The sequence below is a fragment of the Streptomyces botrytidirepellens genome (assembly GCF_003721215.1).
Classification (GTDB): domain Bacteria; phylum Actinomycetota; class Actinomycetes; order Streptomycetales; family Streptomycetaceae; genus Streptomyces; species Streptomyces himastatinicus.
In genome coordinates this window covers 15,275-39,461 of the sequence record NZ_RIBZ01000881.1, presented here as the reverse complement: position 1 = coordinate 39,461, position 24,187 = coordinate 15,275, and the positions used below count along the sequence as shown (strand labels likewise).

General features: G+C 69.7%; 23 protein-coding genes and 1 pseudogene. 17 read left to right on the top strand and 7 right to left on the bottom strand.

Going from position 1 to position 24,187, the window contains the following annotated elements; genetic code table 11:
* Positions 1–262: 262 nt before the first annotated feature.
* The 3 genes from EEJ42_RS49040 to EEJ42_RS54830 are packed head-to-tail and all read right to left on the bottom strand — an operon-like array spanning position 263 to position 1,460.
* Complete coding sequence (locus EEJ42_RS49040) at positions 263–436, bottom strand: CsbD family protein (protein WP_123108604.1); 174 nt, start codon at positions 434–436, stop codon at positions 263–265.
* Positions 437–450: 14 nt separating this feature from the next.
* On the bottom strand, positions 451–837 hold the full coding sequence (locus EEJ42_RS49035) for a hypothetical protein (protein ID WP_123108603.1): 387 nt from the start codon (positions 835–837) through the stop codon (positions 451–453).
* Between the two features lie 23 nt (positions 838–860).
* On the bottom strand, positions 861–1,460 hold the full coding sequence (locus tag EEJ42_RS54830; protein ID WP_184503634.1) for a hypothetical protein: 600 nt from the start codon (positions 1,458–1,460) through the stop codon (positions 861–863).
* A 142-nt stretch (positions 1,461–1,602) separates the two neighbouring features.
* On the opposite strand from EEJ42_RS54830, the pseudogene EEJ42_RS51575 reads away from it, so the two are divergent.
* Both EEJ42_RS51575 and EEJ42_RS49025 read left to right on the top strand, forming a co-directional pair.
* A pseudogene (locus tag EEJ42_RS51575) lies at positions 1,603–1,695 on the top strand (DAK2 domain-containing protein); the annotation flags it as partial.
* The gene (locus EEJ42_RS49025) at positions 1,690–2,160 is read left to right on the top strand and encodes a ribose-5-phosphate isomerase (protein ID WP_123108612.1); all 471 of its coding nucleotides are present in this window, start codon (positions 1,690–1,692) and stop codon (positions 2,158–2,160) included. The pseudogene EEJ42_RS51575 and the gene EEJ42_RS49025, both read left to right, overlap by 6 nt.
* Positions 2,161–2,192: 32 nt before the next feature.
* Here the strand turns inward: EEJ42_RS49025 and EEJ42_RS49020 are convergent, their stop codons facing one another.
* On the bottom strand, positions 2,193–2,822 hold the full coding sequence (locus EEJ42_RS49020; RefSeq protein ID WP_246098025.1) for a GntR family transcriptional regulator: 630 nt from the start codon (positions 2,820–2,822) through the stop codon (positions 2,193–2,195).
* Positions 2,823–3,141: 319 nt separating this feature from the next.
* Between EEJ42_RS49020 and EEJ42_RS49015 the strand changes: the two genes are divergently transcribed.
* The 4 genes from EEJ42_RS49015 to EEJ42_RS49000 are packed head-to-tail and all read left to right on the top strand — an operon-like array spanning position 3,142 to position 7,325.
* Positions 3,142–4,506: an MFS transporter gene (locus EEJ42_RS49015; protein ID WP_123108602.1), complete on the top strand. Its 1,365-nt coding sequence runs from the start codon at positions 3,142–3,144 to the stop codon at positions 4,504–4,506.
* 20 nt (positions 4,507–4,526) lie between these two features.
* Positions 4,527–5,480, top strand: a complete 954-nt coding sequence (locus tag EEJ42_RS49010; protein WP_221179507.1) for a transketolase — start codon at positions 4,527–4,529, stop codon at positions 5,478–5,480.
* The gene (locus EEJ42_RS49005) at positions 5,477–6,502 is read left to right on the top strand and encodes a transketolase family protein (RefSeq protein ID WP_123108601.1); all 1,026 of its coding nucleotides are present in this window, start codon (positions 5,477–5,479) and stop codon (positions 6,500–6,502) included. The genes EEJ42_RS49010 and EEJ42_RS49005 overlap by 4 nt, the downstream gene beginning before the upstream one ends.
* A gap of 55 nt (positions 6,503–6,557) precedes the next feature.
* Complete coding sequence (locus EEJ42_RS49000) at positions 6,558–7,325, top strand: SDR family NAD(P)-dependent oxidoreductase (RefSeq protein WP_123108600.1); 768 nt, start codon at positions 6,558–6,560, stop codon at positions 7,323–7,325.
* Positions 7,326–8,229: 904 nt separating this feature from the next.
* Here the strand turns inward: EEJ42_RS49000 and EEJ42_RS48990 are convergent.
* Positions 8,230–9,795, bottom strand: a complete 1,566-nt coding sequence (locus EEJ42_RS48990; protein WP_246098023.1) for an FAD-dependent monooxygenase — start codon at positions 9,793–9,795, stop codon at positions 8,230–8,232.
* Positions 9,796–9,806: 11 nt separating this feature from the next.
* Complete coding sequence (locus tag EEJ42_RS48985) at positions 9,807–11,222, bottom strand: FAD-binding oxidoreductase (protein WP_123108598.1); 1,416 nt, start codon at positions 11,220–11,222, stop codon at positions 9,807–9,809.
* A gap of 70 nt (positions 11,223–11,292) precedes the next feature.
* Between EEJ42_RS48985 and EEJ42_RS48980 the strand changes: the two genes are divergently transcribed.
* Positions 11,293–11,961: a TetR/AcrR family transcriptional regulator gene (locus EEJ42_RS48980; RefSeq protein ID WP_246098021.1), complete on the top strand. Its 669-nt coding sequence runs from the start codon at positions 11,293–11,295 to the stop codon at positions 11,959–11,961.
* 107 nt (positions 11,962–12,068) lie between these two features.
* On the opposite strand, the gene EEJ42_RS48975 is transcribed toward EEJ42_RS48980, so the two are convergent.
* Positions 12,069–12,944 carry a LysR family transcriptional regulator gene (locus EEJ42_RS48975; RefSeq protein ID WP_123108597.1) on the bottom strand — a complete coding sequence of 292 codons (876 nt, stop codon included), beginning with the start codon at positions 12,942–12,944 and terminating at the stop codon, positions 12,069–12,071.
* Between the two features lie 206 nt (positions 12,945–13,150).
* Here EEJ42_RS48975 and EEJ42_RS48970 point away from each other — a divergent pair, with 206 nt between their 5' ends.
* From EEJ42_RS48970 to EEJ42_RS48925, 10 genes are all read left to right on the top strand, one after another.
* Positions 13,151–13,342: a hypothetical protein gene (locus EEJ42_RS48970; protein ID WP_123108596.1), complete on the top strand. Its 192-nt coding sequence runs from the start codon at positions 13,151–13,153 to the stop codon at positions 13,340–13,342.
* Positions 13,343–13,378: 36 nt separating this feature from the next.
* Complete coding sequence (locus EEJ42_RS48965) at positions 13,379–15,049, top strand: class I adenylate-forming enzyme family protein (protein WP_221179506.1); 1,671 nt, start codon at positions 13,379–13,381, stop codon at positions 15,047–15,049.
* Positions 15,050–15,083: 34 nt separating this feature from the next.
* Positions 15,084–16,232, top strand: a complete 1,149-nt coding sequence (locus EEJ42_RS48960) for an acyl-CoA dehydrogenase family protein (RefSeq protein ID WP_123108595.1) — start codon at positions 15,084–15,086, stop codon at positions 16,230–16,232.
* Positions 16,229–16,996, top strand: a complete 768-nt coding sequence (locus EEJ42_RS48955; protein WP_123108594.1) for an enoyl-CoA hydratase/isomerase family protein — start codon at positions 16,229–16,231, stop codon at positions 16,994–16,996. Before EEJ42_RS48960 ends, EEJ42_RS48955 begins: the two co-directional genes overlap by 4 nt.
* 22 nt (positions 16,997–17,018) lie before the next feature.
* Positions 17,019–17,792: an SDR family oxidoreductase gene (locus EEJ42_RS48950; RefSeq protein ID WP_123108593.1), complete on the top strand. Its 774-nt coding sequence runs from the start codon at positions 17,019–17,021 to the stop codon at positions 17,790–17,792.
* A gap of 6 nt (positions 17,793–17,798) precedes the next feature.
* Positions 17,799–19,061, top strand: coding sequence for a CoA transferase (locus tag EEJ42_RS48945; RefSeq protein ID WP_123108592.1), 1,263 nt, complete (start codon positions 17,799–17,801; stop codon positions 19,059–19,061).
* A gap of 59 nt (positions 19,062–19,120) precedes the next feature.
* Positions 19,121–19,861: a 3-oxoacyl-ACP reductase FabG gene (fabG, locus tag EEJ42_RS48940; RefSeq protein ID WP_123108591.1), complete on the top strand. Its 741-nt coding sequence runs from the start codon at positions 19,121–19,123 to the stop codon at positions 19,859–19,861.
* A gap of 64 nt (positions 19,862–19,925) precedes the next feature.
* Entirely contained in the window at positions 19,926–21,137 is a 1,212-nt protein-coding gene (locus EEJ42_RS48935; RefSeq protein WP_123108590.1) for an acetyl-CoA C-acetyltransferase, read from the top strand.
* Between the two features lie 33 nt (positions 21,138–21,170).
* Complete coding sequence (locus EEJ42_RS48930) at positions 21,171–22,766, top strand: acyl-CoA dehydrogenase family protein (protein WP_123108589.1); 1,596 nt, start codon at positions 21,171–21,173, stop codon at positions 22,764–22,766.
* Between the two features lie 93 nt (positions 22,767–22,859).
* Positions 22,860–24,179: an MFS transporter gene (locus tag EEJ42_RS48925; protein ID WP_221179505.1), complete on the top strand. Its 1,320-nt coding sequence runs from the start codon at positions 22,860–22,862 to the stop codon at positions 24,177–24,179.
* Positions 24,180–24,187: the final 8 nt, after the last annotated feature.

The window sequence follows — 24,187 nt, the reverse complement described above, 5'->3', positions numbered from 1 at the left end:
GTCAGCCCCAGGCTGATGGCCCGGGGCTGACGCGTGCGGCTGGGCTCGGGGTGGATTTTCAGCAGTCGCGGAATTCGGGGGACTGGTTGAGGACCTGGGAACGCAATGGAGACGAACTTCGCGTGCCCACTGCCACACATCCTGCACGTACGGCACCAGCGCCTGACCGCGCGGGCCCGGCCGCCGTCGCCGAACCATCCTGTGGCCGGTGCTGCGACCAGCGCGGCGCCGGCGGCCGGCGCGGATGCTCCGCCACCCCGGATCAGCGCCGGAAGGCGTCCTTGATCTTCGAACCGGACTGCTTGGCGTTGCCCTTCATCTTGCCGCCGCGTCCTTCCGCCTGCATGCGGCGGTTACCGGTGACCCGGCCGAGCGCCTTCTTGGCGCTGCCTCGGACCGCTTCGGCCGTGTGGGCCATTTTCTTCCCGACATTCATGAGTCACTGCCTTCCTATCGATGGGCGGTGCGGTGCCCGAATAGATGCGGTCGGCCATGGCGCCGGGTGCCGCGGGCGGACTCATCGTCCGCGGGCTCGCGTCTGCCGGCCACCTCATCGCGATCCCGGTCGACCGGCGCGGCCTCCCGGCGGTGCCGTGTGAGCCCTTGGCGCGCGGCGTGCCTGCGGCGCACGGCGGCCATCATCAGGCTCAGCCCGAGCAGGGCGGCGGCCCCGATCACGATCCCGTAGAGAAACACCGTTCCGGTGTAGCCGGCGCCGTTGAAACCGAACACAGAGAAGCCATCGGTGAGCGCGTGCCCACCGCCGAGGTTGCCCAGCACGCCTGCCACGCCGATGACAGCCGCCGCGGCCAGGATGATGAGCCCTATGAGCAGCATGTCGCTCTCCTTGCCTTGAGAACCTATGTGTCAAATGAAAGGTTGCGGTCCACACCCGTCTCGCTGTCGTCCGCGGTTCGACCTCGCAAGGTCCGCCTGGCCTCCGTCACCGAAGCCGCCTCCGAAGTCGCCCCCGTCGCGTAGCCGCCTCCGTAGTGAACGGCGTCGTAGTAGCCGGGGGTCATGGACTCGCCCAGGAATGTTCCGAGCAGCAACCCGGGCAGCAGCATCGGCCCGTACCCGCCGAAGTACCCACCCGCCCAAGGGCCGTAGGCCGGACCGGCGTCCCCATAGGGGCGCCGTTCGCCGCCGACGGAGACGGTGCGGGCGTCCGGTTCTCGGCCGTCGTCGATGCGTGGCGTCCGCGGCGCATGCCTCCGGCGGTGCTTGTGGCCGCGCCACGTCAGGCACAGGCCGCCTCCGCCGAGCGCGAGCGGGGCGGCCAGGATCACCACCGCGCCACCCACTGACAGGCCGCTGGAGCCACGGTCGCCCCCGACTCCGTGGTCGCCCCCGCCGCCGGTCCGCGCCGCCACATAGGCCACGAACCCGTCCAGGACCGCCGGGAGGTCACCGTGGTACCGGCCGAGGCTGCGCCGCAGCGTGTGGGCGATCTTGTTCACGCTGGTTTCAGCGTGAGCGGTATCCCCGACCGTGAGGAGTGCCCCCGCCAGAGGGACGAGTACGGCCGACGCGAGTATGACCGGGCGCCACGGTTTGGTGGTCACAGAAGTGTTTTACCCGCAATCGGTGTGTACCTCACATAACTGTGCCACCGCGGATCTCGTGCCGAAGACGGGACGGGCGCGCCCGCTGGCGGCCCGCAGCATCGGCACACCCGACGCCGGTGCGGTGTCCTACGGCTGTGATGACGCGGGCCTGGAGTACAAGGAGGCTCTGAAGAGCGATCTGCTGGCTGACGGCCGGATCGACGAGGTCGTCGACGTGGGGGTGGGGGTCGGTGATACCACCGCGTATCCGCACGTCGCGGTTACCGCGGCCAGGCTGGTGGCCGAAGGGAAGGCGGAGCGGGCACTCCTCGTGTGTGGCACCGGGCTCGGGAGGGCCATTTCCGCGAACAAGGTGCCAGGTGTCCGGGCTGTGACCGCTCACGACAGCTTCTCCGTCGAGCGGGCCGTACTGTCCGATGACGCCCAGGTGCTGTGCTTCGGCCAACGGGTGGTGGGCTTGGAGCTCGCTCGCCGTCTTGCGCGCGAATGGCTCGACTACCGGTTCGACACCAGCTCGGCCTCCGCGGCCAAGGTCGCGGCAATCTGCGGATACGAGGAGCGGGAGCCGCCGAACGGCCCCAGCGCCGCGTGACCCACTACCCCGTCGAGCCCACCCCGTGATGGTCAAGCGGTGTCGCGTGCGTCTTCGCGCTCGATGCCCATCTGCTCTATCGCCAAGGCCATGTGCGCGTGCAGGATCTCCTGGGCCGCCGCGGCGTCTCCGCGGGCGATCGCGTCGGCGATGGGCTCGTGGGCTGTCGCGGCCATGGCCACGTCGCGGCGTTCGCCCGCAGCGCTCATGATCACCACGCGCATCGGCCCCTCGAGCTGCCGCCAGGTCTTGAGGAGCATCGAGTTGCCGGACAGCTCGCACAACAGGAGGTGGAAGCCGAGATCGGCCTCGACCCTCGTGGCCAGATCCGCGCCTGACTCGAAGGCGTCCTGGAGTTTTTTCAGGGCCTTGCGCAGGGCTTCCGCCGCGTCCTTTCTGCGCGGTGACGCGATGATCTGCGCTATCGCGAGTCCCTCCAGCGCTTCCCGGACCTGGAAGAGTTCCCGCGTCTCGGTCGGGGTCAGCTGGGACACGCGCAGCATGCCGCGTGCGCCTGCGGTGACCAGACCTTCCTGCTGGAGGTGGCGCAGGGCTTCGCGCACCGTGCCGCGGCTCACCGACAGGTGCTCGGCGATCTCCACTTCCCCGAGGTGGTCGCCGGGGCGGTACAGGCCGGTGGTGATGGCCGTCCGCAGTGCCACGAGCGCGCGCTCCCGGAGGGTTGTGGAGCGGGGGAGACTGGAAAGCGCCTGACCGGACACCGTTGGATCCTCCTCAACTGCACGAGCGATCATCATAGCCCGAAATGCTGTCGTCTGTTGACAGTCGGCATGGCTGAGCGTCGCGGACGGCCCGATAGTCGTGCGTCTGGGCGCTACTCGAGTAGACCCCCCGATCTCCGGTCGAGGCTCTTGACACCGTCTCGCCGTCAGGCTCAGCATCTCTCTCGACTGTTAACAGTCAGCAGCCAACAGTCGAAACCCGGGACGGCTGACCCGCCTACGATCAAGGAGGATCGGCATGGCTGAGTTCGAAGGACCGCAGCGGGCGCCGCAGCAGGCGGCCCATGGGTCGCCGGAGCGTTTGAGAGTCGCCGTCGGGTGCGGGGTCGGCGCGACCATCGAGACGTACGACTTCATCGGCTTCGGAACGGCCGCGGCGCTCTACTTCGGGGACGTGTTCTTCCCCGACTCCGATCCGTTGTCGGCCACCCTGCTGTCCTTCGCGACGCTGGGGATCGGCTTCGCCGCGCGGCCGCTGGGCGGCGTGATCGCCGGTCATCTCGGTGACCGCGTCGGCCGCAAACCCGTACTGGTCGGCTCCCTGCTCCTGATGGGCATCGCGACGGTGCTGATCGGCTGCCTGCCCACCTACCAGATGGTCGGGGTCTGGGCGCCGGTCCTGCTGGTGGCCGTCCGTGTCCTCCAGGGGCTCGCCTTCGGCGCCGAGTGGGGCGGTGCCATCCTGATGACCTTCGAGCACGCCCCCTGGCGGCGACGCGGCCTGTACACGGGCATCACACAGGCCGGTTTCCCGGTGGGCCTGCTGCTCGCCAATCTCGCTTTCCTGTTCAGCCGGAACACCCTGGACGACACCTGGGCCTGGCGCGTGCCGTTCCTGCTCAGTGCCGTACTGATCGCCGTGGGCATCTTCATCCGGCTCAAGATCGACGAGTCTCCCCAGTTCGAGGCGCTCAAGGAGTCCGGTGAGGTCGTCAAGAACCCGCTGCTCGCGGTGATCCGGGAGGACTGGCGCAACGTTCTGCGGGCCTTTTGCCTGCGGATCACGGAGACCGCGGGGTACGCCGTCTCGGTCACCTTCGTGCTGTCCTACCTGGATGACGGCGACGCTCCCGACGTCTCCAGCACGACCAGCCTCATCGCCCTGGTGACCGCCGCGGCGCTCGGTATCGCCGCCACGACGTTCTGGGGCCGCCTGTCGGATCGGGTCGGCCGCCGCCCGGTCTACCTGCTGGGCTGCGCGGTGAGCCTCGTATGGGGCATCCCGCTCTTCCTGCTCGTCAACACCGAAGCCGCGGCACTCGTCCTGATCGCCTTCGTGATCAGCTACCCCGTCTGCCAGAACTCGCTGGCCGGTGTCCAAGGAGCCTGGTTCTGCGAGCTGTTCGCCACCAAGACCCGCACCGCCGGAACATCCCTGGCCTACCAGCTGTCCGCGGTCGTCTCCGGCTTCACTCCCATGATCGCCACCGCGCTCTACTCCGCCACCGGATGGACCGGGCCCGCGGTTCTCTTCAGCGCTTACGGGCTGCTGGGGTTCGTGGCGACGTTGGTGACGCGCGAAACGTGGGGTGTCAACGAGCGCCGGGAAGCCGACCGGGCCGCGACCGCGTCCGCCGAACCCGCCCTGCCCGCAGTCCACTGACAGAAACAAGGACCAACACGATGCACACTCAGTCCACATCGGCGCCGAGCCGCGCGACCCCCGAGGGCGCCCCCCAGGACGCGTCGCAAGCGCCGCACAGCCGACGCGTCAGCGCCCTGAAGGACTCCGCCCACCGCATCCGCATGCACGCACTGGACATGGGGGAGACCCAGGGGCAGGGCTACATCGGACAGGCGCTGGGCGTGGCGGACATCCTGGCCGTCGTGTACAAGGACGTCCTCAACTACCGCGCCGACGAGCCGGACTGGCCGCGGCGCGACCGGTTTCTGCTGTCGATCGGCCACTACGCGATCGCCCTGTACGCGGCGCTCGCCGAGGCCGGTGTGCTGGATGTCGGCGAACTCGCCACCTACGGAAGTGACGACTCGCGTCTTCCCATGTCGGGCATGGCCTCCTACACACCCGGCATGGAAATCTCCGGCGGCTCCCTCGGACACGGCCTGGGCGTCGCCACCGGAATGGCGCTCGGACTGCGTCACCAGGGCAGTGACGCGCACGTGTACAACCTGCTGTCGGACGGTGAGCTGGACGAGGGATCCACCTGGGAGGCGGCGCTCGCCTGCGCCCACCACGGTCTGGACAACGTCACCGCCATCGTCGACGTCAACGCCCTCCAAGCGGACGGCCCGACCAAGGGTGTGCTGCGCACCGAGCCGGTCACGGCCAAGTGGGAGGCGTTCGGCTGGCACGCGATCCGCGTGGACGGCAACGACATCGACGCGCTCGTCGCGGCCTTCGACAGTCTGCGCGAGCACCGCGGATCACCGACGGTACTCGTGTGCGACACCAGGATCGGGCGCGGCGTACCGATGCTGGAGACCCGGGAGAAGGCGCACTTCATGCGGGTCGAAGAGCACGAATGGCAGCTCGCGCGCGAGCAGCTGGCACAACGCCACCGGACGCATTCCGGCTCCGGCCGCGCAACCGACCAGGGAGAAGGACCCGTTCGATGAACACCTCAGCGCCGACTCAGGCGGCACACGCGCCGGCCGAGGGGCGGGGACGCAAACTCACCACGTCCGCCATGATCGCCTCCATCGCCGAAGAGGGGCAGCGCACCACCCGGGCCCCCTTCGGGCACGCGCTGGCCCGGCTCGCGGGCGAACGCCCCGACGTGGTCGGGCTCTCGGCGGACCTGGCGAAGTACACCGACATGCACATCTTCCGGGAGGCCCACCCCGACCGCTTCTTCCAGATGGGGATGGCGGAACAGGCGATGCTGGGCGCGGCCGCGGGGCTGGCCGAGGTGGGCCTGACCCCGTTCGCGTCCACCTACTCCGTCTTCGCCACCCGGCGCGCGTACGACTTCCTGTGCCTCGACATCGCCGAGCCGCAGCTGAACGTCAACGTCGTCGGCGCCTTGCCCGGCCTGACCACCGGCTACGGCCCCAGCCACCAGGCGACCGAGGACCTGGCCATCCTGCGGGGCATGCCCGGTCTGACGATCGTGGACCCCGCGGACTCGGTGGACATCGAACAGGCTGTGCCGGCCCTGGCCGCCCACCCGGGCCCCACCTACATGCGGCTGCTGCGCGGAGCCGTGCCCACGGCCCTCGACGAGTACGACTACCGGTTCGAACTCGGAAAGGCGGCGGAACTGCGCGGTGGGCGCGATGTCCTGTTCATCTCCACCGGTCTGATGACGGTACGTGCCCTGACCGCGGCCCAGGAACTCGCGGACGACCACGTGGACGCCGCCGTCCTCCACGTACCGACGATCAAGCCGTTCGACCGCGAGACGGTACTGCGGGAGGCCGCCAAGGGACGCCTCGTGGTGACGCTCGAGAACCACAGCGTCGTCGGGGGCCTCGCCGAGTCCGTGGCGTCCTGCCTGGCCTTCGCCCAGCAGACGGCACGCATCGTCCCGGTCGGACTGCCCGACGAGTTCCTCGCCGCGGGCGCTCTCCCCACGCTCCACGACCGCTACGGCCTCTCCGTCGCAGCGATCAAGGAGCGCGTCCGCCGCGAACTCTGATCGCGCGACTGACGTCGCGCGCGGTCACCCTTTTCCGACTCCTCAGGAGAACCGCATGACCACCGAGCACACGCCCCGTACCGCCGTCGTCACCGGGGCGGGATCGCGCCGCGGCATCGGGCGCGCCACCGCGCACGCTCTGGCCGCCGCCGGTTACCACGTCGCCATCCTCGACCTGGACAAGGAAGCGGCCGAGGACACCGCCCGGGAAGTCGCCGCCCGGCACGGGGTGGAAGCCCTGGGCCTCGCGGCGGACGTCACCGACGCCGACGCGGTCGACGCGGCGATCGGGGAGGTCGAGGCGGCACTCCCGCCGATCGGCGCCCTCGTGAACAACGCGGGCATCACGTCCCCGACCCGCTTCGTCGATGTCACGCCCGCGGAGTGGGACCGGGTCTTCGAGGTCAACGTCCGCGGGAGCTTCCTGGTCACCCACCGCGTGGCATCCGGGATGGCCGAGCGGGGCTTCGGCCGCATCGTCTTCCTGTCGTCCGTCTCGGCCGAGCGCGGGGGCGGGGTGTTCGGGGGAGTGGCCTACTCGGCGGCCAAGGCCGCCCTCCTGGGCTTCGCCCGCTCGCTCGCCCGCGAGCTCGGTCCCTCCGGAGTCACGGTCAACTCCGTGGCCCCGGGCCTGATCGACACCGACATCACGCAGGGGAAGCTGAGCGAGGAGCGCAAGGCGGCCATGGTCGCGGAGATTCCGGCACGCCGCATCGGCGATGTCGAGGACGTGGCCGACGTCATCGCCTTCCTGACCCGGCCCGAGTCGGGCTACCTCACCGGAGCGACGTACGACGTCAACGGCGGCTCCCACATCCACTGACGGGACGCAGTCCCAACGAGCGCGTGGAGGAGGCGCGCGAGTTGCTGGCAGAGCTCAACACGCCTGAAAAAATCGCCGGATGCAGGCTGGCCGACCCCCGAACTCCTCCTGGACTGAAACGACACGGAGTCCTGACACCGCACATGTGCCGAACGCCCGACAGGCACCCGCAGACCCTGCCCGGGCGGGCCCTGCGCAGCGAACGCGGCTTCCACCGCCCCCGGGTGTCCGTGCACCCGGGGGCAGCTTGCCGGAGTGGGATGCAGGGCCACCGGTCAGGGCCAGGAAGCTGTCGCTCGGCACGAGATCGACCTTGCCGTTCATCCGGCCCAGCGCGCCGGTGCGCGGGCTGCGCGTGCAGCCCCGGCGCCACGACCAGTTCGTGATCGCGCTTGCGATGGTGGCCTGCTGCCTCGGTGCATCAGCTCCCGCCGCCGCGCGTCCACGAGCGCGAGCGGATCAGCCAGGCCCGACTCGCCGGCGGCCACCAACTTCAGGTGAAACTCCGCCACGTCCGCTCTGGGCCCGGTGCTCTCGGCCATCCATGCGGTCACCCGCTCCTGCCCGGCCGCGGTCACACCGGTTGACGGACGCGGCCCGCCCGGGCCATTCGCGTCAGGCGGTCAGCAGGGGAAGCGCCCCGACGCGGACGCACCAGGGACCTGACCGTCGGGCGCGACCTGCGCGTCCCGATACGCGACGGGGCCGTCCTGCTGGCCGACCGCTGGGCCCCGGAAACCGGCGGCGACGGTCTTCGGCTCCGACGGCCCGTTCGACCCGCTGCGCTGCGAGCGCGAGGCGGCCTGGACACCCTGGACTGCTACAGCGGCTTTACCCAGCGGGCGGTCGCCGACGCCGTACCGCCCCAGGTCAAGGCCAACAGCGACGGCGCGTGAGCGCGCCATCAATGGCCCGGGGCGGTAGAGGCGTCGGCGTACTGCCACGACAGGTACGCGGTCACCTCGGCCGGATCGTGGGTGGCCAGCGCGGTGTAACCGTCGGGCCGGACAAGGAACAGCCCCGTGTCGGCGTAGGCCCTTTGCGCGTGGCCTGCGCTGTCGATGAGGTCGGCGGTTCGGGGGTCTGCCGTGGCGTCGCGCACGCGATAGGCGTGTACCGTGCCTTCGGCTTCCTCGGGGAGCTGTGGCACGGGACTGTCGCCGAAGGTCAGCACGGTGAAGTGCGGGCCGCGGAAGACGTCGAAGAGGCGTACGGGGGAGCCTTCCCGGTCCGCGCAGGGGGCGTCTGGCGCCCGGTCGCCCGCGTGCAGGGCGTCGTCGGCCAGAGCCTCACGCCGTTCCTCGGTCAAGGGGCTGTCGCGGTAGCCCAGATCGAGCTGGTGGGTGTCGCTTCCTCGCCGGGAGAAGCCCGTATCGGTGTCCTTCCGGTCCTCGCCCAGTATCCGGGTGGTCCGCTCCAGCACGTCGGCGGCGACCTTCCGGCGTTCGCCGTCGTAGCTGTCCAGCAGGGTCGGCGGGGCGCCGTGGCGCAGCACTGCCCCGAGTTTCCAGCCGAGGTTGTAGGCGTCCTGCACGCTGGTGTTCAGACCCTGTCCGCCGGTGGGCGAGTGGGTGTGCGCCGCGTCTCCCGCGAGGAAGACACGGCTGAGGCGGAAGCGGTCGGCCATCGCGGCCCGGGGGCTCAGTACGGACGACCAGCGGACCTCACGGATCGTCAGGTCGTGTTTCGTGCGGCGCCGGAGCAGGTGTTGCAGTGTGTCGGGGCGGGCGTCGCGGTCGGCATCCGGCTGTGCACCGGGGGTGGCGAAGTGCACCAGGAAGTAGAAGCTCTCAGCTCCCTTGACCGGGCTCAGGGACACCATGCCGCCCGGGGCTGTCGGCCAGACGTTCCAGTGGTCGCGGCTGAGGCCGTCGATCATCGCGTCGCCGATGAGCATCGGCGGCGAGTCGAGCATGGCGCCGTCGAAGCCCACGTCGAGGGACTTGCGCACGGCGGAGCGTCCGCCGTCGGCGGCCACGAGGTAGCGGGCCCGAATCAGGTCCTCCCCTCCGCCGGGGCGTCGTACCGTGGCGGTGACCGCGTCCGTGTCCTGGGTGAGGGTGGTCAGTTCGCTGCTGAACTCGACCTGGGCGCCGAGTTGTTCAAGGCGCGTGGTGAGGATCTCCACGGTGCGCCACTGGGGCAGCATCCACGTCTCCCCGTACGGCCGGTCCGGTGTCGGGGCGTGGCGCTCCATGATGTCGAAGGTGCCGAGCTGCGTCTCGCCGTCCCAGCGCATGATCAGCGGGTAGGTGCCGCCGACGGCGTGCACGGCGTCGAGGACGCCGAGGTCCTCGAAGATCTCCCTGGTGCGCGGCTGGATGCCCGCGCCGCGGGTGCCGGGGAATCCCCGGCCGCCGCGCTCCACGATCCGGCAGCCGACACCACGCCGTGCCAGGTCGCAGGCGAGGGTGAGTCCGGTGGGTCCGGCGCCCGCGATCAGGACGTCCGTGTCGAACGTGTCCGTCAACGCTTCCCTCCTCATTCGGCGCTTGCCGGAGCGATGTTCTTGTTGAAGCGGAGCAGGTTGTGCCGGTCCCAGGCAGCCTTGACCGCACGCAGCCGCTGATACTTGGCGTCGCTGCCGTGCACACCGCGTCGCCAGTCCCCGCCCAGGTCCTCGGTGAGGTTGGTGTAGCCGTTGGCCAGGGAATGAGGCCGCACCGCCGCGTCGACGGCCGTCGCCCACAGCTCGTGCTCCAGGTCGTGTTCCGGAGAATCCCACATGCTGACGGCCTCCCACAGCCAGGCGGCACCCTCGCGGGAGAAGGCCATGGCGTCCTCGGCGGCGTCGTCGGAGATCGCCCCGCCCATGCACCAGAGGTTGACATTGGCGGCGGCGCCGGGGCTCGACGGCGCGGCGGCGATGTTGGCCACGAGGGTGTCGATGACGTCGGCGGACAGTTCCGGGAGGTAGCCGCCACGCAGGTTCATGCGCTTGCCGTACGGGGCCACGGCGTCGAGCATGGTGTTCGCCCGCAGCCACGGCATCTTCGTGACCAGGTTGGCCACCGGCCGGCCGAGCGCGGCGAGCGGCTCGATGACCTCATCGGCCGCTGCCGGATCCCCGCTGTGGACCGGGACGAGGACCAGGACCGGCTTGCCGTGTGCCTCCGCGGGCAGCATCGGAAGCGCGGGTGCGGGGGCGATCGCGGCCAGCAGGCCCAGCTCGCGCGGGGCCGTGGCCATGTGCGCCGGGAGCTTGGCGAGGACGTCGGCAGCCTGCTCGAACGGGAAGATCAGCTGTCCGGCCACGACATCGGGGCCGACCGGGTGCGCGCGGTACTCGAACGCGGTGACGACGCCGAAGTTGCCGCCCCCGCCGCGCAGCGCCCAGAACAGCTCGGGGTTCTCGGCTTCGTCGGCGCGGACCTTGCGGCCGTCGACGGTGACCATCTCGCAGGCCAGCAGGTTGTCGACGGTGGCGCCGTAGCGGCGCATCAGGTGGCCGATGCCGCCGCCCAGGGTCAGCCCGGCCACGCCGGTGGTGCTGACGGTTCCGGCGGGTACGGCGAGGTCGTGCTGCTGGGCGGCGGCGTCCAACTCGCCGAGCAGGACGCCCGGTTGGGCCCGCACCACCCGAGTGTCGGGATCGACGGTGATCGCCTTCATCGCCGAGAGGTCGACGACCAGTGCGCCGCCGGGCATCGCGTGACCGTCCGAGCCGTGACCGCCGCCGCGCACGGCCACGGGAATGCCACGGGCGGAGGCGTAGCGCAGGACGGTCGCGACATCGTCCTCGTCGTCGCACCGTGCGATCAGCGCGGGGCCTTCGTCGACGGCGCGGCCCTGATACAGCGCACGCGCCGCGTCGTACCGGTCGCCGTCGCCGGGCCTCAGCACCGGGCCGCGGAAGTCGGTGGGGAAATCGGTATGGGGGTCTGCCGACAGGGCCATGGGGAGTCTCCTCGGGTGCGCAACTAACCGGAAATTCGATTTCCGGTTACGCCAGGGAGGCTAACATCGGATGCACATGAGCCCCACCACACCCCCCGGCGACCGTCCGCTGCGTGCCGACGCCCGCCAGAACGTCGAACAGATCCTCCAGGTCGCCCAGGACGTCTTCGCCGACCTCGGCTACCAGGCGTCCATCGCCGAGGTCGCCCGGCGCTCCGGTCTCGGCATGGGCACCATCTACCGGCACTTCCCGAACAAGACGGCCCTGGTGGAAAGCATCGCGATCAAGGTGATGCGGGAAAGCCTGGCCCAGGTGCAGCGCGCACTGTCCGAGGAACCGGGCTCTTGGACCGCCTTCACCCGGGTGCTGCGCCACATGGTGCGGCTGCGCAGCGGACAGCTGTTCCCCGTCTCCCGGGGACGCGCCACAGAGCCGGGACCCGAACTTTCCAGTATCCGCACAGAGCTCCTCGCCGCTCTGGAGGATCTGGTGGCCCGGACGCAGCAGGCGGGAGTGCTGCGCGACGACGTGAACGCCTTCGACGTCGTCCTGATGCTCAACTCGATCCCGCCACGCCTGACCGACACGGAGGACGGCAGCCCCACGGCGGACTTGGCCGACCGGTACACCGGCGTACTCCTCGACGGGCTGCGGGCCCCCGGCTCCGAGGCCCTTGCTCAACCGGCTCCCGGCCGCCGGGAGATCGATCAGTTCTTCCGGACCGTGCACGGTCTGTGACGGACTCCCGTGCCCCCAGGGGAGAGGGACAACTCACTGGCCGGCACGTGCGGCTGTCGTCGAGGGGCCGCCTGGGCCCAGGGGGTGTCCGCAAAGTCGGACACCCCCTAGCGCTCCCGGCGCATGGCCTCGGCGGCGTTCATGAACGCCGTGGCGGCGGGGGAGAGCCGTCCGGGGCGGAACACGAGACCCACCGCACGCCGGATCTGCGGAGCCATCGACCGCACCACCACGTCGCGGAGCTCGCTCTCCGCGATCTGCCGGGGAAGGAAGGTCGCGCCTCCGCCGTGCATGACCAGCTCCCAGATCGCTTGCCGGTGCGCGCATTCGACGGCTACGCAGGCGATGGATCGTTCCACTGCCTCGTCGATGGCGGCTCGGCTGCCGGACCCCGAGGACTCCAGCACCAGGGGAATGTCCTCGAGCGCCTCGAGCGGAACGGGGTCGGGAAGCCCCGCGGCCAGGTCCGGAGGCAGGACGAGGGCGATCTCCTGGTCCCAGAGTTCGTGGGTCTGCAACGTATCGCTCTTCACGGGGAAGTCCGTCAGCCCCAGCTCGGCCTGCCCCTGGCGGACCTGGCTCACGACACCGGATGAGCTGCCGGGATCGAGAACGGTGACCAGGATGTCCGGGTGCGCCCGGTGGAGCCTGCTGGTCAGTTCCGGCAGCGGATCGGCGGACAGCGTCGACAGAACCGCGAGCTCGAGGCGTCCGGCGACCAAGTCCCTGACGGCGTGCGCCTTGCTCCTCGCGCGCTCGACGTCGGCCAGGATCTGCCGTGCCGGCCCGGCGAACGACCGTCCGCCGGCCGTCAAGGTCAGTCGACGGCCCGACCGGTCGAACAGTTGGACGCCGAGCTGGCGCTCCAAACTGCGGATCGCCTGGGACAGTGACGGCTGCGCGATGTAGAGCGCCTGCGCGGCTTTGGTGACGCTGCCGTGGTCGATGACCGCAACGAAGTAGGCGACGAGCCGCAGGTCCATGGTCGAACGATACGCCACCTCCAGCCGACCCCTGTCGGGCGAGACGACTCCTACCTGCGCTCATAGGTCCTGGTGATAGGTCCGTACACGCACTGGTCTTTGTACGCTCCGGCCCGGGAGTGGTGCAGTCAGGTGTACCGGGACGCGGCCGCCAGGCGGTTGCGTTGCGGTCGCCCCGTCCCTCGGCCCGCTCAGGAGCTGGGAAGATGACAACCGAGACCTGCAAGACCGCCGCCGTCGCCGGTGGGGTGCCGCGCCTGCCCCACCGCGTCCCCGCACAGACCGCGAGGGAACTCGCCCTGACCGGCGGCATGATCACGGCCGAGCCCACCGATGAGGTCGTCGCGCCCCCGCACAACGCCGGCCGGGAGCTCGCCCGAGCCGGGACACACCTCTGAGGACATGGAAATCCTGCTGTGGGAAGGGGCCGTACCGTGAACTCGTACCGGCCGGAGGCGATGCCGACTTCGCTCGACTATCCCGAGCTGACCGTGGGAGAGCTGTTCACCGCCGCCGCGCAGCTGTACGGGGACCGGACGGCGGTCGTCGATGGCGAGGAGCAGTTCACCTTCACCCAGTTGCACGAGCGCTCCGCCGCGTTCGCCCATGGCGTGCGGGACGCCGGCGTCCGCGAGGGTGACGTCGTCCTCCTGCACCTGTCCAACAGCGTGTGGTTCCTGGTCGGTTACTACGGCGCGCTGCTTGCCGGAGCGACCGTGTCGCTGGCCAACCCGTTGCAGCCCGCGCCGCAATTGCGCGCCCAACTGCTCGACACCGGCGCGGCTCTCGCCATCAGCCATCCCGCCCACGTCGCCACGCTGCTCGAGGCCGGTGCGGGATCGGCCCTGCGGACGGTCGTGGTCGTTCCGCCGAGTGCCTGTGCGCCGTCCGACGAGCACCCTCCGGCCGGTGACGGCATGGTGGCCCTCGCGGACTTCGTCGCGGGCCGAGCCGGTGTCCCTCCTCAAGCCTCCGTCACCGCGGGCGCCGTGGCCCACATCGCCTACACGGGCGGCACCACCGGGGTCTCGAAGGGCGTCCGGGTCCTGCACCGCAACGTGGTCGCCAACGTCACACAGATGACTGCCTGGCGCGCCGCCCACCTGGTCACCACCGCCGAGGACGGCTCTCTCCGGCTCTGCCCGATCGCCGGTCTGCACGATGCGGGAGTGCGGCCTGGACACGCGGTCACGGTAGTCGTGTCACCTTTGTTCCACGCGCATGCGCTCATCAACATGAATTTCCTGCTGCTGTGCGGAACCACCATCGTGCTCACCGGCCGCTTCTCTCCCGAGCGCCTGCTCGAAGCGATCGAGCGTCACCGCGCCACCTACCTGACCGGCAGCCCGACCATGTGGCATGCGCTGCTGGACAGCCCCGAGATGAGCGACAGGGACCTGTCCTCGGTGTGGGGGATCTCCTCGGGAGCAGCCCCGATAGACCCGGCCACCCTCCGAGACCTCGAAACCGCCTTCCCCACAGCGGTGGTCAGCGAGGGATACGGACTCACCGAGGGGACGTGCCTGGTGACCGCCGGGCCGCTGTTGCGGAGTGCCGAGCGCAAACTCGGCAGTGTTGGCCTGCCGGTCATCGACACCACGGTGGAGGCCAGACCCGTCATCGGAGGCGAGGCCGCGCTCGGACCGAACGACGTCGGTGAGCTCTGGGTGCGCGGCCCGCAGGTCACGGCGGGTTACCTGAACCAGCCGGAAGCCACCGCCGAGCAGTTCGTCGGCGGCTGGCTGCGCACGGGAGACCTCGGTTACGTCGACGAGGACGGCTTCGTCTTCATCTCCGGCCGCGCCAAGGAGATGTTGATCTACAAGGGCTACAACGTATATCCGCGCGAACTCGAAGACGTCCTGCACAGCCACCCGGACGTGGGGACGGCGGCGGTCGTCGGCCGGTCCGTCGCCCACGTCGGACAGGAGCCGATCGCCTTCGTCGTGCCGCGGCCCGGCGTGGCCGTCGACCCGGACGACGTCATGGCGTATGTCGCCGAACGGGTCCTTCCGTACAAGAAGATCCGAGCCGTCCACGTCGTCGACACGCTGCCCACCACTGCCGCCGGAAAGATCCTCAAGGCCGAACTGCGAGCGTCCTGACCGGTCACCGATGAACGTGAGAACGGAGAGAACCATGGAAGCCGCGGATTTCGAGGCCGTGCTGAACGCGATCAGGACCTTCGTGCGCAAGGAGGTCGTGCCGGCCGAGGAGGTGATGGAGAAGACAGATGAGATCCCCGAAGCCATCCGCGCGCAGGCGGCGGAGATGGGGCTCTTCGGCTACGCGCTGCCCGAGGAGTACGGCGGACTCGGGTTCTCGATGACCGAGGACGTCCAGCTGGCGATGGAGGTCGGCTACACCGCACCGGCATTCCGCTCGATGTTCGGGACCAACAACGGCATCGCCGGCCAGGTGCTGGTGAACTTCGGCGCCGATGAGCAGAAACAGCGGTACCTGCCGGGCCTGGCCGCCGGCGACATGATCGCCTCATTCGCCCTGACCGAGTCCGAAGCGGGCTCGGACCCGAGCGGTTTGCGGACGCGAGCGGTTCGGGTCGAAGGCGGCTACCTGCTGAATGGCCAGAAGCGGTTCATCACCAATGCGACCCGCGCCGACCTGTTCATGGTCTTCGCCAGGACGAACGCCGACACCGAGGGCACCAAGGGCATCTCCGTCTTCGCGGTCGAGTCCGGTACCAAGGGTCTCACCGTCGGTCCCAAGGACGAGAAGATGGGACAGCGCGGGGCGCACACCGCGGAGGTGTTCCTCGACGACGTCTTCGTATCCGGAACCGCGCTGATCGGCGGGTCCGAAGGCGAGGGCTTCGCGGCCGCCATGCGCTCGCTGGCACGCGGTCGGCTGCACATCGCGGCCATCTGCGTCGGGCTCGCTCAGCGGCTCGTGGAGGAGAGCGTCAACCATGCCGCGGCGAACCGGCAGGGTGGTTCTCCCATCGCGGAGTTCCAGCAGGTGCAGGCGATGCTCGCGGACTCGCAGAGCGAGCTCCTCGCCGGACGGGCGATGGTGCTGGAAGCGGCGAAGGCGTACGACGACGGCAGTGACCGCCGCATGGCGCCGTCATGCGCGAAGCTCTTCTGCTCGGAAATGGTCGACCGGGTGGCCGACCGCGCCGTCCAGATCCACGGTGGCCTGGGATACATGCGGACGGTCGCGGTCGAGCGGTTCTACCGCGATGCCCGCCTGTTCCGACTGTACGAGGGCACCAGCGAGGTGCAGAAGGTCATCATCGCCAAGCAGATGCTCAAGGGGGCGGGCCGATGACGGACCCCGTACTCGTCGCGCAGGATGGTCCCGTCCGGACGCTGACCCTGAACCGGCCGAGCCGCCGCAACGCCCTGGACCTCGACGACCGACGGGTGCTGCTGGCCGCACTGCTGGACGCCGAGGGTGACCACAGCTGCCGGGCGGTGGTGCTCACCGGAGCCCAAGGAGTGTTCTGCGCGGGCGGCGACATCCGATCGATGTCGCGGGACCGCGATGTCGCGAGGGCACGGCTGGCGGTGGTCAACGACATCGCGCGCGCTCTGGTCCGTTCGCCGAAGCCGGTGGTCGCCGCTGTCGAAAGCGGTGCGTTCGGTCTCGGACTGTCCCTGGCCGCCGCGAGCGACTACGTGGTGGCGGCAGCGGACGCCAGATTCGTGGCCTCGTTCGCCAAGCTCGGACTGACCGCCGACACCGGCCTGTTCTGGAGCCTGTCCCAGCGGATCGGACCCGGCCGCGCCAAGGAGCTCATCCTGCTCGCGGGCGAGCTCACCGCCGAACGGGCCCACCGGATGGGCCTGGTGAGCGAGGTCGTGCCGGGGACGGAGGTCCTGGAGCGGGCCATGGAGCGGGCCGGACAGCTCGCCGCGGCGTCGCCGGCCATGGTGGCGGGAACCAAAAAGATCTTCGCCCAGGAACGACAGGACCTGGAGTCGGTTCTCGCCGCCGAGGCCGAGATACAGGTGGAGTTGCTCGCCGGCGACGACTTCGCCGAAGGACGCGCCGCGTTCCTGGAACGTCGTGCGCCGACTTTCACCGGCTGAGACGCATTCCAATGGAGAACTCATGTTGCAGCAGGGAACGTTCGACGGCCGGGTGGCCGTGGTCACCGGCGGCGGATCGGGCATCGGGGAGGCGATCGGCCGGGAACTCGCCCGTCTCGGCGCGAACATCGCCGTCCTGGGGCGCACCCGGGACAAGCTGGATGCTGTCTGCTCGGACATCAACGCCGCGGGCGGCACAGCCAAGGGCTATCAGGTGGACATCCGCGACCGGTCCGGTGTCGAGGCGGTGATCGACTCGGTGATGACCGACTTCGGCCGCATCGATCACCTCGTCAACAACGCCGCGGGGAACTTCCGGGTGGCGCCGGAACGGATGTCGCCGAATGCCTGGAACGCGGTGGTCGACATCGTCCTCGACGGCACCTGGCACTGCACGCAGACCGTGGGCAGGCACATGATCGAAGGTGGCGGCGGCGGGTCGATCCTCAACATCGGCTCGACGATGTCGAAGCAGGGCGGCCCGGACACGGTCCACTCCGCGAGCGCCAAGGCCGGTGTGCGCGCGATGACCAAGTCCCTCGGCGCGGCCTGGGGGCCGTACGGCATCCGGGTCAACGTCCTCATCCCGGGGATGACCGAAGGGACCGCCGGAGTCGAGGTTCTCCACCGGACGCAGGAGGACTTCGACGAGGCGGTCGGGACCGTCCCCCTGGGCCGGCTCGCCACCCGCGAGGAGATCGCCCACGTGGCGAGCTTCCTCCTGAGCGACTACGCGGGCTACATGACGGGGGCGGAACTCGTGCTCGACGGCGGCCGCTCGCTCGGAAGGCTGTGACGCGCCATGCCCGGTCTCCGTGAGAAGGACGCCCGGCGCTCCCAGCCACTGCGGGGCATGAGGATCGTCGAGATCTCGAGCTATGTGGCGGCCCCACTGAGCGGGATGACCCTGGCTCAGCTGGGCGCGGACGTGATCCGGGTCGAGCCGCTCGACGGTGCCGCCGACCGCACCCGCCGGCCTCTGGCCGACAGCGGGACGAGCCTGTACTGGTCGGGGCTCAACAAGGGCAAGCGCGCCATCGAGGTGGACCTGTCCTCCGAGCGGGGACGCCGACTCGTCGGTGATCTGATCGTCGCCGGAGGACGGCGCGGCGGCATCGTCATCAGCAACTCCGAACGGTATGCGGATCTGACCTTCGAGACCTTGCGTGCGCGCCGCCCCGATCTGATCCACGTGCTGCTCACCGGTCGCCGGGACGGCGGAACCGCGGTGGACTACACCGTTCAGGCGGCCACCGGATTCCCCCTGTTGACCGGCCCTGAGAACTCGACACAGCCCGTGAACCACCTGATGCCCGCGTGGGACGTCGCCGCCGGGCTCTACCTGTCGGTCGGACTGCTGGCCGCCGAACGGCACCGCCTGCTGACGGGGGAGGGGCAGCAGGTGCGGGTAGCGCTCGAGGACGTTGCCCTGGCGACTGCCGGAAACCTCGGTTACCTCGCCGAGGCGCAACTGGGCAGCACACCGCGTCAACGCGGCGGCAACTACGTCTACGGCAGTTTCGGCCGTGACGTCACCACCGCCGACGGTGAGCGGATGATGATCGTGGCGCTCACCGCCGGGCACTGGCGGGACCTCCTCGGCGCAACGGGTCTCACCGATGTGGTGTCCGCGTTGGCTTCCGCGCTCGGGGCGGACTTCGCCGAGGAGTCGCAACGCTATCGGCACCGGAAGGTGCTCGGCGAACTGCTCGCGGGCTGGTTCGAGACCCATACCCTCGCGGAGGCGGAGACGGTGCTGCGTGCGACGCGGGTGCTGTGGTCGACGTACCGGAGCTTCACCGACCTCGCTGCCGACGGGGCGCGTCTGCTGCGTGAGAATCCGCTGATGGCGGAGGTCCGGCAGCCCGGGGTCGGAAGGTACTGGGCGCCCGGATCGCCCGTGGTGATGGACGGGGAGCAGTCGCCGCCCGCGGCGTCGCCGCTGGTGGGCCAGCACACCGACGAGGTCCTGGGAACCGAACTCGGACTGTGCGCGACCGACCTCGCGATGCTCGGCGAGACGGGCGTCATCGGGTCGCATGACGAGGAGCGGGACGCGGCATGACCGCGCGGCTGATCGCACGGGACGAGAACCCCCGACCGAACGAGGGAAGTTGATCACTCATGGCGCTCCTTTCCGGCAAGACCGCGGTCATCACCGGCGGTGCTCAGGGCATCGGTCTCGCGATCGCCGAGCTGTTCGTCGAGGAGGGTGCGAGGGTCGTCCTCGGTGACCTGAACCCAGATGCCGCTGAGGCGGCGGCCAAGGACCTCGGCGGTCCCGCGGTCGCCCGAGCGGTGCGGTGCGACGTCACCAGCCCCTCCGAGGTGGACACACTGACCCGGGCGGCGCTGGAGGCCTTCGGCTCGCTGGACATCATGGTCAACAACGCCGGGATCACCCGCGACGCGACGATGCGGACCATGGCCGAGGAACAGTTCGACCAGGTGATCGACGTGCACCTCAAAGGCACGTGGAACGGCACGCGCAAGGCGGCCGCGATCATGCGCGAGCAGAAGAGCGGCGCGATCGTGAACCTTTCGTCGCTCTCGGGCAAGGTCGGCATGGTCGGCCAGACCAACTACTCCGCCGCCAAGGCCGGCATCGTCGGCCTCTCCAAGGCCGCCGCCAAGGAGCTCGCGCACCACGGCGTGCGGGTCAACGCCATCCAGCCGGGCCTGATCCGCAGCGCGATGACCGAGGCGATGCCGCGGAAGGCGTGGGATCAGAAGATGGCCGAGATCCCCATGCAGCGCGCCGGCGAGGTGCACGAGGTGGCCTCCGTCGCGCTGTTCCTGGCCTCCGACATGTCGTCCTACATGACCGGCACGGTGTTGGAAGTGACCGGCGGAAGGTTCATGTAGATCGATGAACTGGGAACCGCACACCGGACGGTCGAACTCGATACCCGCCAGGAAGGCATCGGTCATGCGTGAAGCGGTCATCTGTGAGCCCGTACGTACTCCGATAGGCCGCTACGGCGGGATGTTCAAGAGCCTGACGGCAGCCGACCTCGGCGTGACCGCTCTCAAGGGGCTGATCGATCGCACCGGCATCGCGCCCGAGGCGATCGAAGACGTCGTCCTCGGCCACTGCAACGCGAACAGCGAGGCGCCGGCGATCGGACGGGTCATCGCGCTCGACGCCGGCCTTCCCGTCACCGTCCCCGGCCTGCACATCGACCGCCGGTGCGGCTCCGGTCTCCAGGCCGTCATCCAGGCCGCCATGCAGGTGCAGACCGGGATCCATGAGGTCGTCGTCGCAGGCGGCACCGAGAGCATGAGCAACGCCGCGTTCTACTCGGTCGACATGCGGTGGGGCGCGAAGAACGGCATCGCGATGCACGACGGCCTCGTACGCGCCCGGGCAACGGCCGGCGGGAGGAACCATCCCGTCCCCGGCGGCATGCTCGAGACAGCCGAGAACCTCCGCCGTGAGTACGTGATCCCACGCGAGGAACAGGACGAACTGGCTCTCGCGTCCCACCAGCGGGCGGTCATGGCGCAGGTCGACGGGATCCTGGCCGAAGAGATCATTCCGACCACGGTCAGGACCAGAAGAGGCGACGTCGTGATCGACACCGATGAGCATCCGCGCGCTGATACCTCGCTGGAGTCGTTGAGCGGACTCAAGCCGCTCCTGCTCGACTCCGACCCGGACGCCACGGTCACGGCGGGTAACGCCAGCGGCCAGAATGACGCGGCCGCCATGTGCATCGTCACCACACCCGAGCGCGCCGGGCAGCTCGGGCTGCGACCACTGGTTCGCCTCGTCTCGTGGGGCGTGGCGGGAGTCGCTCCGAAGACCATGGGTATCGGCCCGGTCCCCGCCACCGCAGCCGCCCTGCACCGCGCCGGCCTCTGCCTGAACGACATGGACCTCATCGAGCTGAACGAGGCGTTCGCGGCTCAGGCGCTCGCGGTCATGCGGGAATGGAAGTTCGGTGACGACGACCTGGAGCGCACGAACGTCCATGGCTCCGGTATCTCACTGGGGCATCCGGTCGGGGCGACCGGTGTGCGGATGCTCGCGACGTTGTCCCGGGAGCTGCATCGCCGGGACGCCCGGTACGGACTGGAGACCATGTGCATCGGCGGCGGCCAGGGGCTGGCCGCGGTCTTCGAGCGGGTGACGGCATGACCGGGCCGGTCGCATCCCCGGAGGAGGTCTGAGATGGAGCACACCCCGCCGAGTCTTGCCCGCGCGCGTGCTGTCGTCGAGGTGCTGGAGGCCGCGGTCGACAAGGCGGCCGCCCACCTCGCGTCGCAGCAGCCGGAAGAGAACCAGACCGTGGCGTACGATCTGGCGGCGATCTCGTCGGCTGTCGCGGCGGCCGCGGAACTCCTCGACTACGGCGCCGGGGGCCGGACCGAAGCGGATCTGGCGTTGCTCTACGCTGCCGACGTCGCCGCGGACCTGGCCGGCCGCATGGCCGGCCGGGAATCCCTGTGGGGCCTGGACAGGTCGGCCATGGACGGCATCGCCGTCCATGTCGCCACGGGGCGTGACCCGGCCTTCCTGGAGCGCGTGGCCGAGCGGGTGGTGGCCACCCGGGAGGCGGGGCCGCGCCACCTTTCCGAAGAGCTTCAGCTGGTCCGCTCCACTTTCCGCGGGTTCGCCGAGGACCGCATCCTTCCGGTGGCGGACCGGATCCACCGTGATGACGAGGACATCCCCGCCGACATCATCGACGGACTCGCGGGCATGGGGTGCTTCGGGCTGTCGATCCCCGCTGAATACGGCGGCTGTGCGGAAGGCGGAGCCGATGAGCTGCTGAGCATGGTGGTGGTGACCGAGGAGCTCTCCCGGGCCTCCCTCGGCGCTGCCGGTTCGCTCATCACGCGTCCCGAGATCCTCGGCACCGCGATCGCCCGCGGCGGTACCGAGGAGCAGAAGCGGCGCTGGCTGCCGGCGATCGCCGCGGGGGAGAAGCTGTGCGGGGTCGCGGTGACCGAGCCGGATCACGGGTCGGACGTGGCTCGGGTCACCACCAGCGCGATCCGGGACGGCGACGACTGGGTCCTGAACGGCGTCAAGACCTGGTGCACCTTCGCCGGTCGTGCGCATCACCTCCTCGTCCTGGCCCGCACGGACCCGGACCGCACCGCCGGCCACCGCGGGCTGGCGCTCTTCGTCGTCGACAAACCGTCCTTCCACGGTCATGAATGGCGTGTCACCCAGGACGGAGGCGGATCCATCGAAGGACGGGCGATCCGTACCCTCGGCTACCGGGGCATGCATTCCTTCGAGGTCGGCTTCAACCGCTGGCGCGTCCCCGCCGGCGACCTGATCGGGATGGACGACGGTCTTGGGCGGGGGTTCTACCTTCAGATGCAGGCATTCGCCAACGCGCGGCTACAGACCGCCGCCCGTGCCGTCGGGGTCATGCAGTCAGCGCTCGAACTCGCCGTGAACTACACGCGGCAGCGGCCGCTCTTCGGCCGGTCGCTTGCGGACTACCAGCTGACCCGCGCCAAGATCGCCAGGATGGCCGCGTTGATCGCCGCGTGCCGGACCTTCGCCTTCGCGGCGGCACGGGCGGTGACGGCCGGCGGCGGTCAACTCGAAGCAGCGCAGGTGAAGCAGCTTGCCTGCCGGGCCGCCGAATGGGTCACCCGGGAAGCGCAGCAGCTGCACGGCGGCTATGGGTACGCGGAGGAATACAGCATCTCGCGGTTGTTCGTCGATGCCCGGGTGCTGTCCATCTTCGAAGGCGCCGATGAGGTTCTGGCCCTGCGCGTCATCACCCGCCAACTGACGAAGTCCTGACCTCGCTGCGCATTCGCGCCCGGACTCACGTCACTTCTGCGGGGCCGAGTTCAGCGATCTGTTTTTGACAGTGTGAGTCGAAAGGACAATGAGGTGACTTCGACAAGCCTGAAAGCCTCCCGTAGGCCCTCGGTGGGGGAGCGGAACGAGTCACGGGCGCAGGCGTGGAGCCTGACCGTCATTGTGGTCGTCCTGTACATCGTCAACTGGAGCGACAAGGCGATCCTCGGCTTGGTGGCTCAGCCACTGGCCGAGGAGTTCGGTCTGTCGGCTTCGCAGATCGGGTTGGTGGGCAGTGGTTTCTTCCTGACGTTCACCATCGGCGGCTTCTTCGCCGGTCCGCTCGACAAGTTGATGAGCGTGCGCTGGTCCCTGGTCCTGCTTTCCCTGGTGTGGGCGGCGACCATGCTGCCGATCATCGCGGTGGCCAGCTTCGCGGTCCTTCTGGTGAGCAGGCTCGCGCTGGGCTTCGCCGAAGGGCCGACCTCGGCGTTGGCGTACACCGCCGTCTACTCGTGGCACCCGCCGGAGAAGCGTGGCCTTCCCGGTGCCTGGATCACCGCCGGTTCGTCCATCGCCAAGATCGCCGTCGCACCGCTGCTCGCGCTCGTCATCGCCGCCTGGGGCTGGCGACCCGCCTTCGTCGTCCTGGCAGTGATCGGCGCGGCCTGGTGCGGAGTGTGGCTCGCCACGTGGAAGGAAGGTCCGTACGCGAAGGGCCCGCAGTCGAGCGCCGCGGGCACGGAAGAGGAGCAACCGAAGGTGCCGTGGGGCAAGATCTTCCGGACCCCGACGTTCCTGGGCGGCGCGGCGGCGATGTTCGCCATGTACGCACTGGTGACGGTGGTCCTCACGTGGTTGCCGTCCTATTTCGAGGTTGGGCTCGGCTACAGCAGGTTGCAGTCGGGCACCATGTTTGCCTTTCCCAGCATCGTCTCCCTGGTCTCATTGGTGGTGTCGTCCTACATCAGCGACAAGCTGCTCGGCCGGGGGATCAGCTCCCGGGCGGCGCGGGGAGTTCTGTCCGGTGCGGGGCTGCTGTTCTGTGGGCTGTCCCTGGTGCTCCTGCCGATGATCGGCGTCCCGGTCCTCGTGGTCGTGGTGGTGTCCCTGGGGTACGGGATCGGTTCCATGATCTTCCCCCTCCTGAATGCGGCCATCTCGGAAATCTGCCCGCCAAAACAGCTGGCCGGCGCGCTCGGCGTGTTCCTCGCGCTGATGTCGCTGGGTGGCCTGGTCGCGCCGTATCTGGTGGGGGTGATAGTGGACGCGGCGAGTTCGCCCGCTGCGGGCTACGCGACCGCGTTCCAGGTGTTCGGCATCGTCGCGGCCGTCGCGGCGGTGATTGCGCTGATCACGGTGAATCCCGAACGCGACGCGCGCCGGCTGCTCGGCCCGACGGTCAAGGCATAGGAATCCCC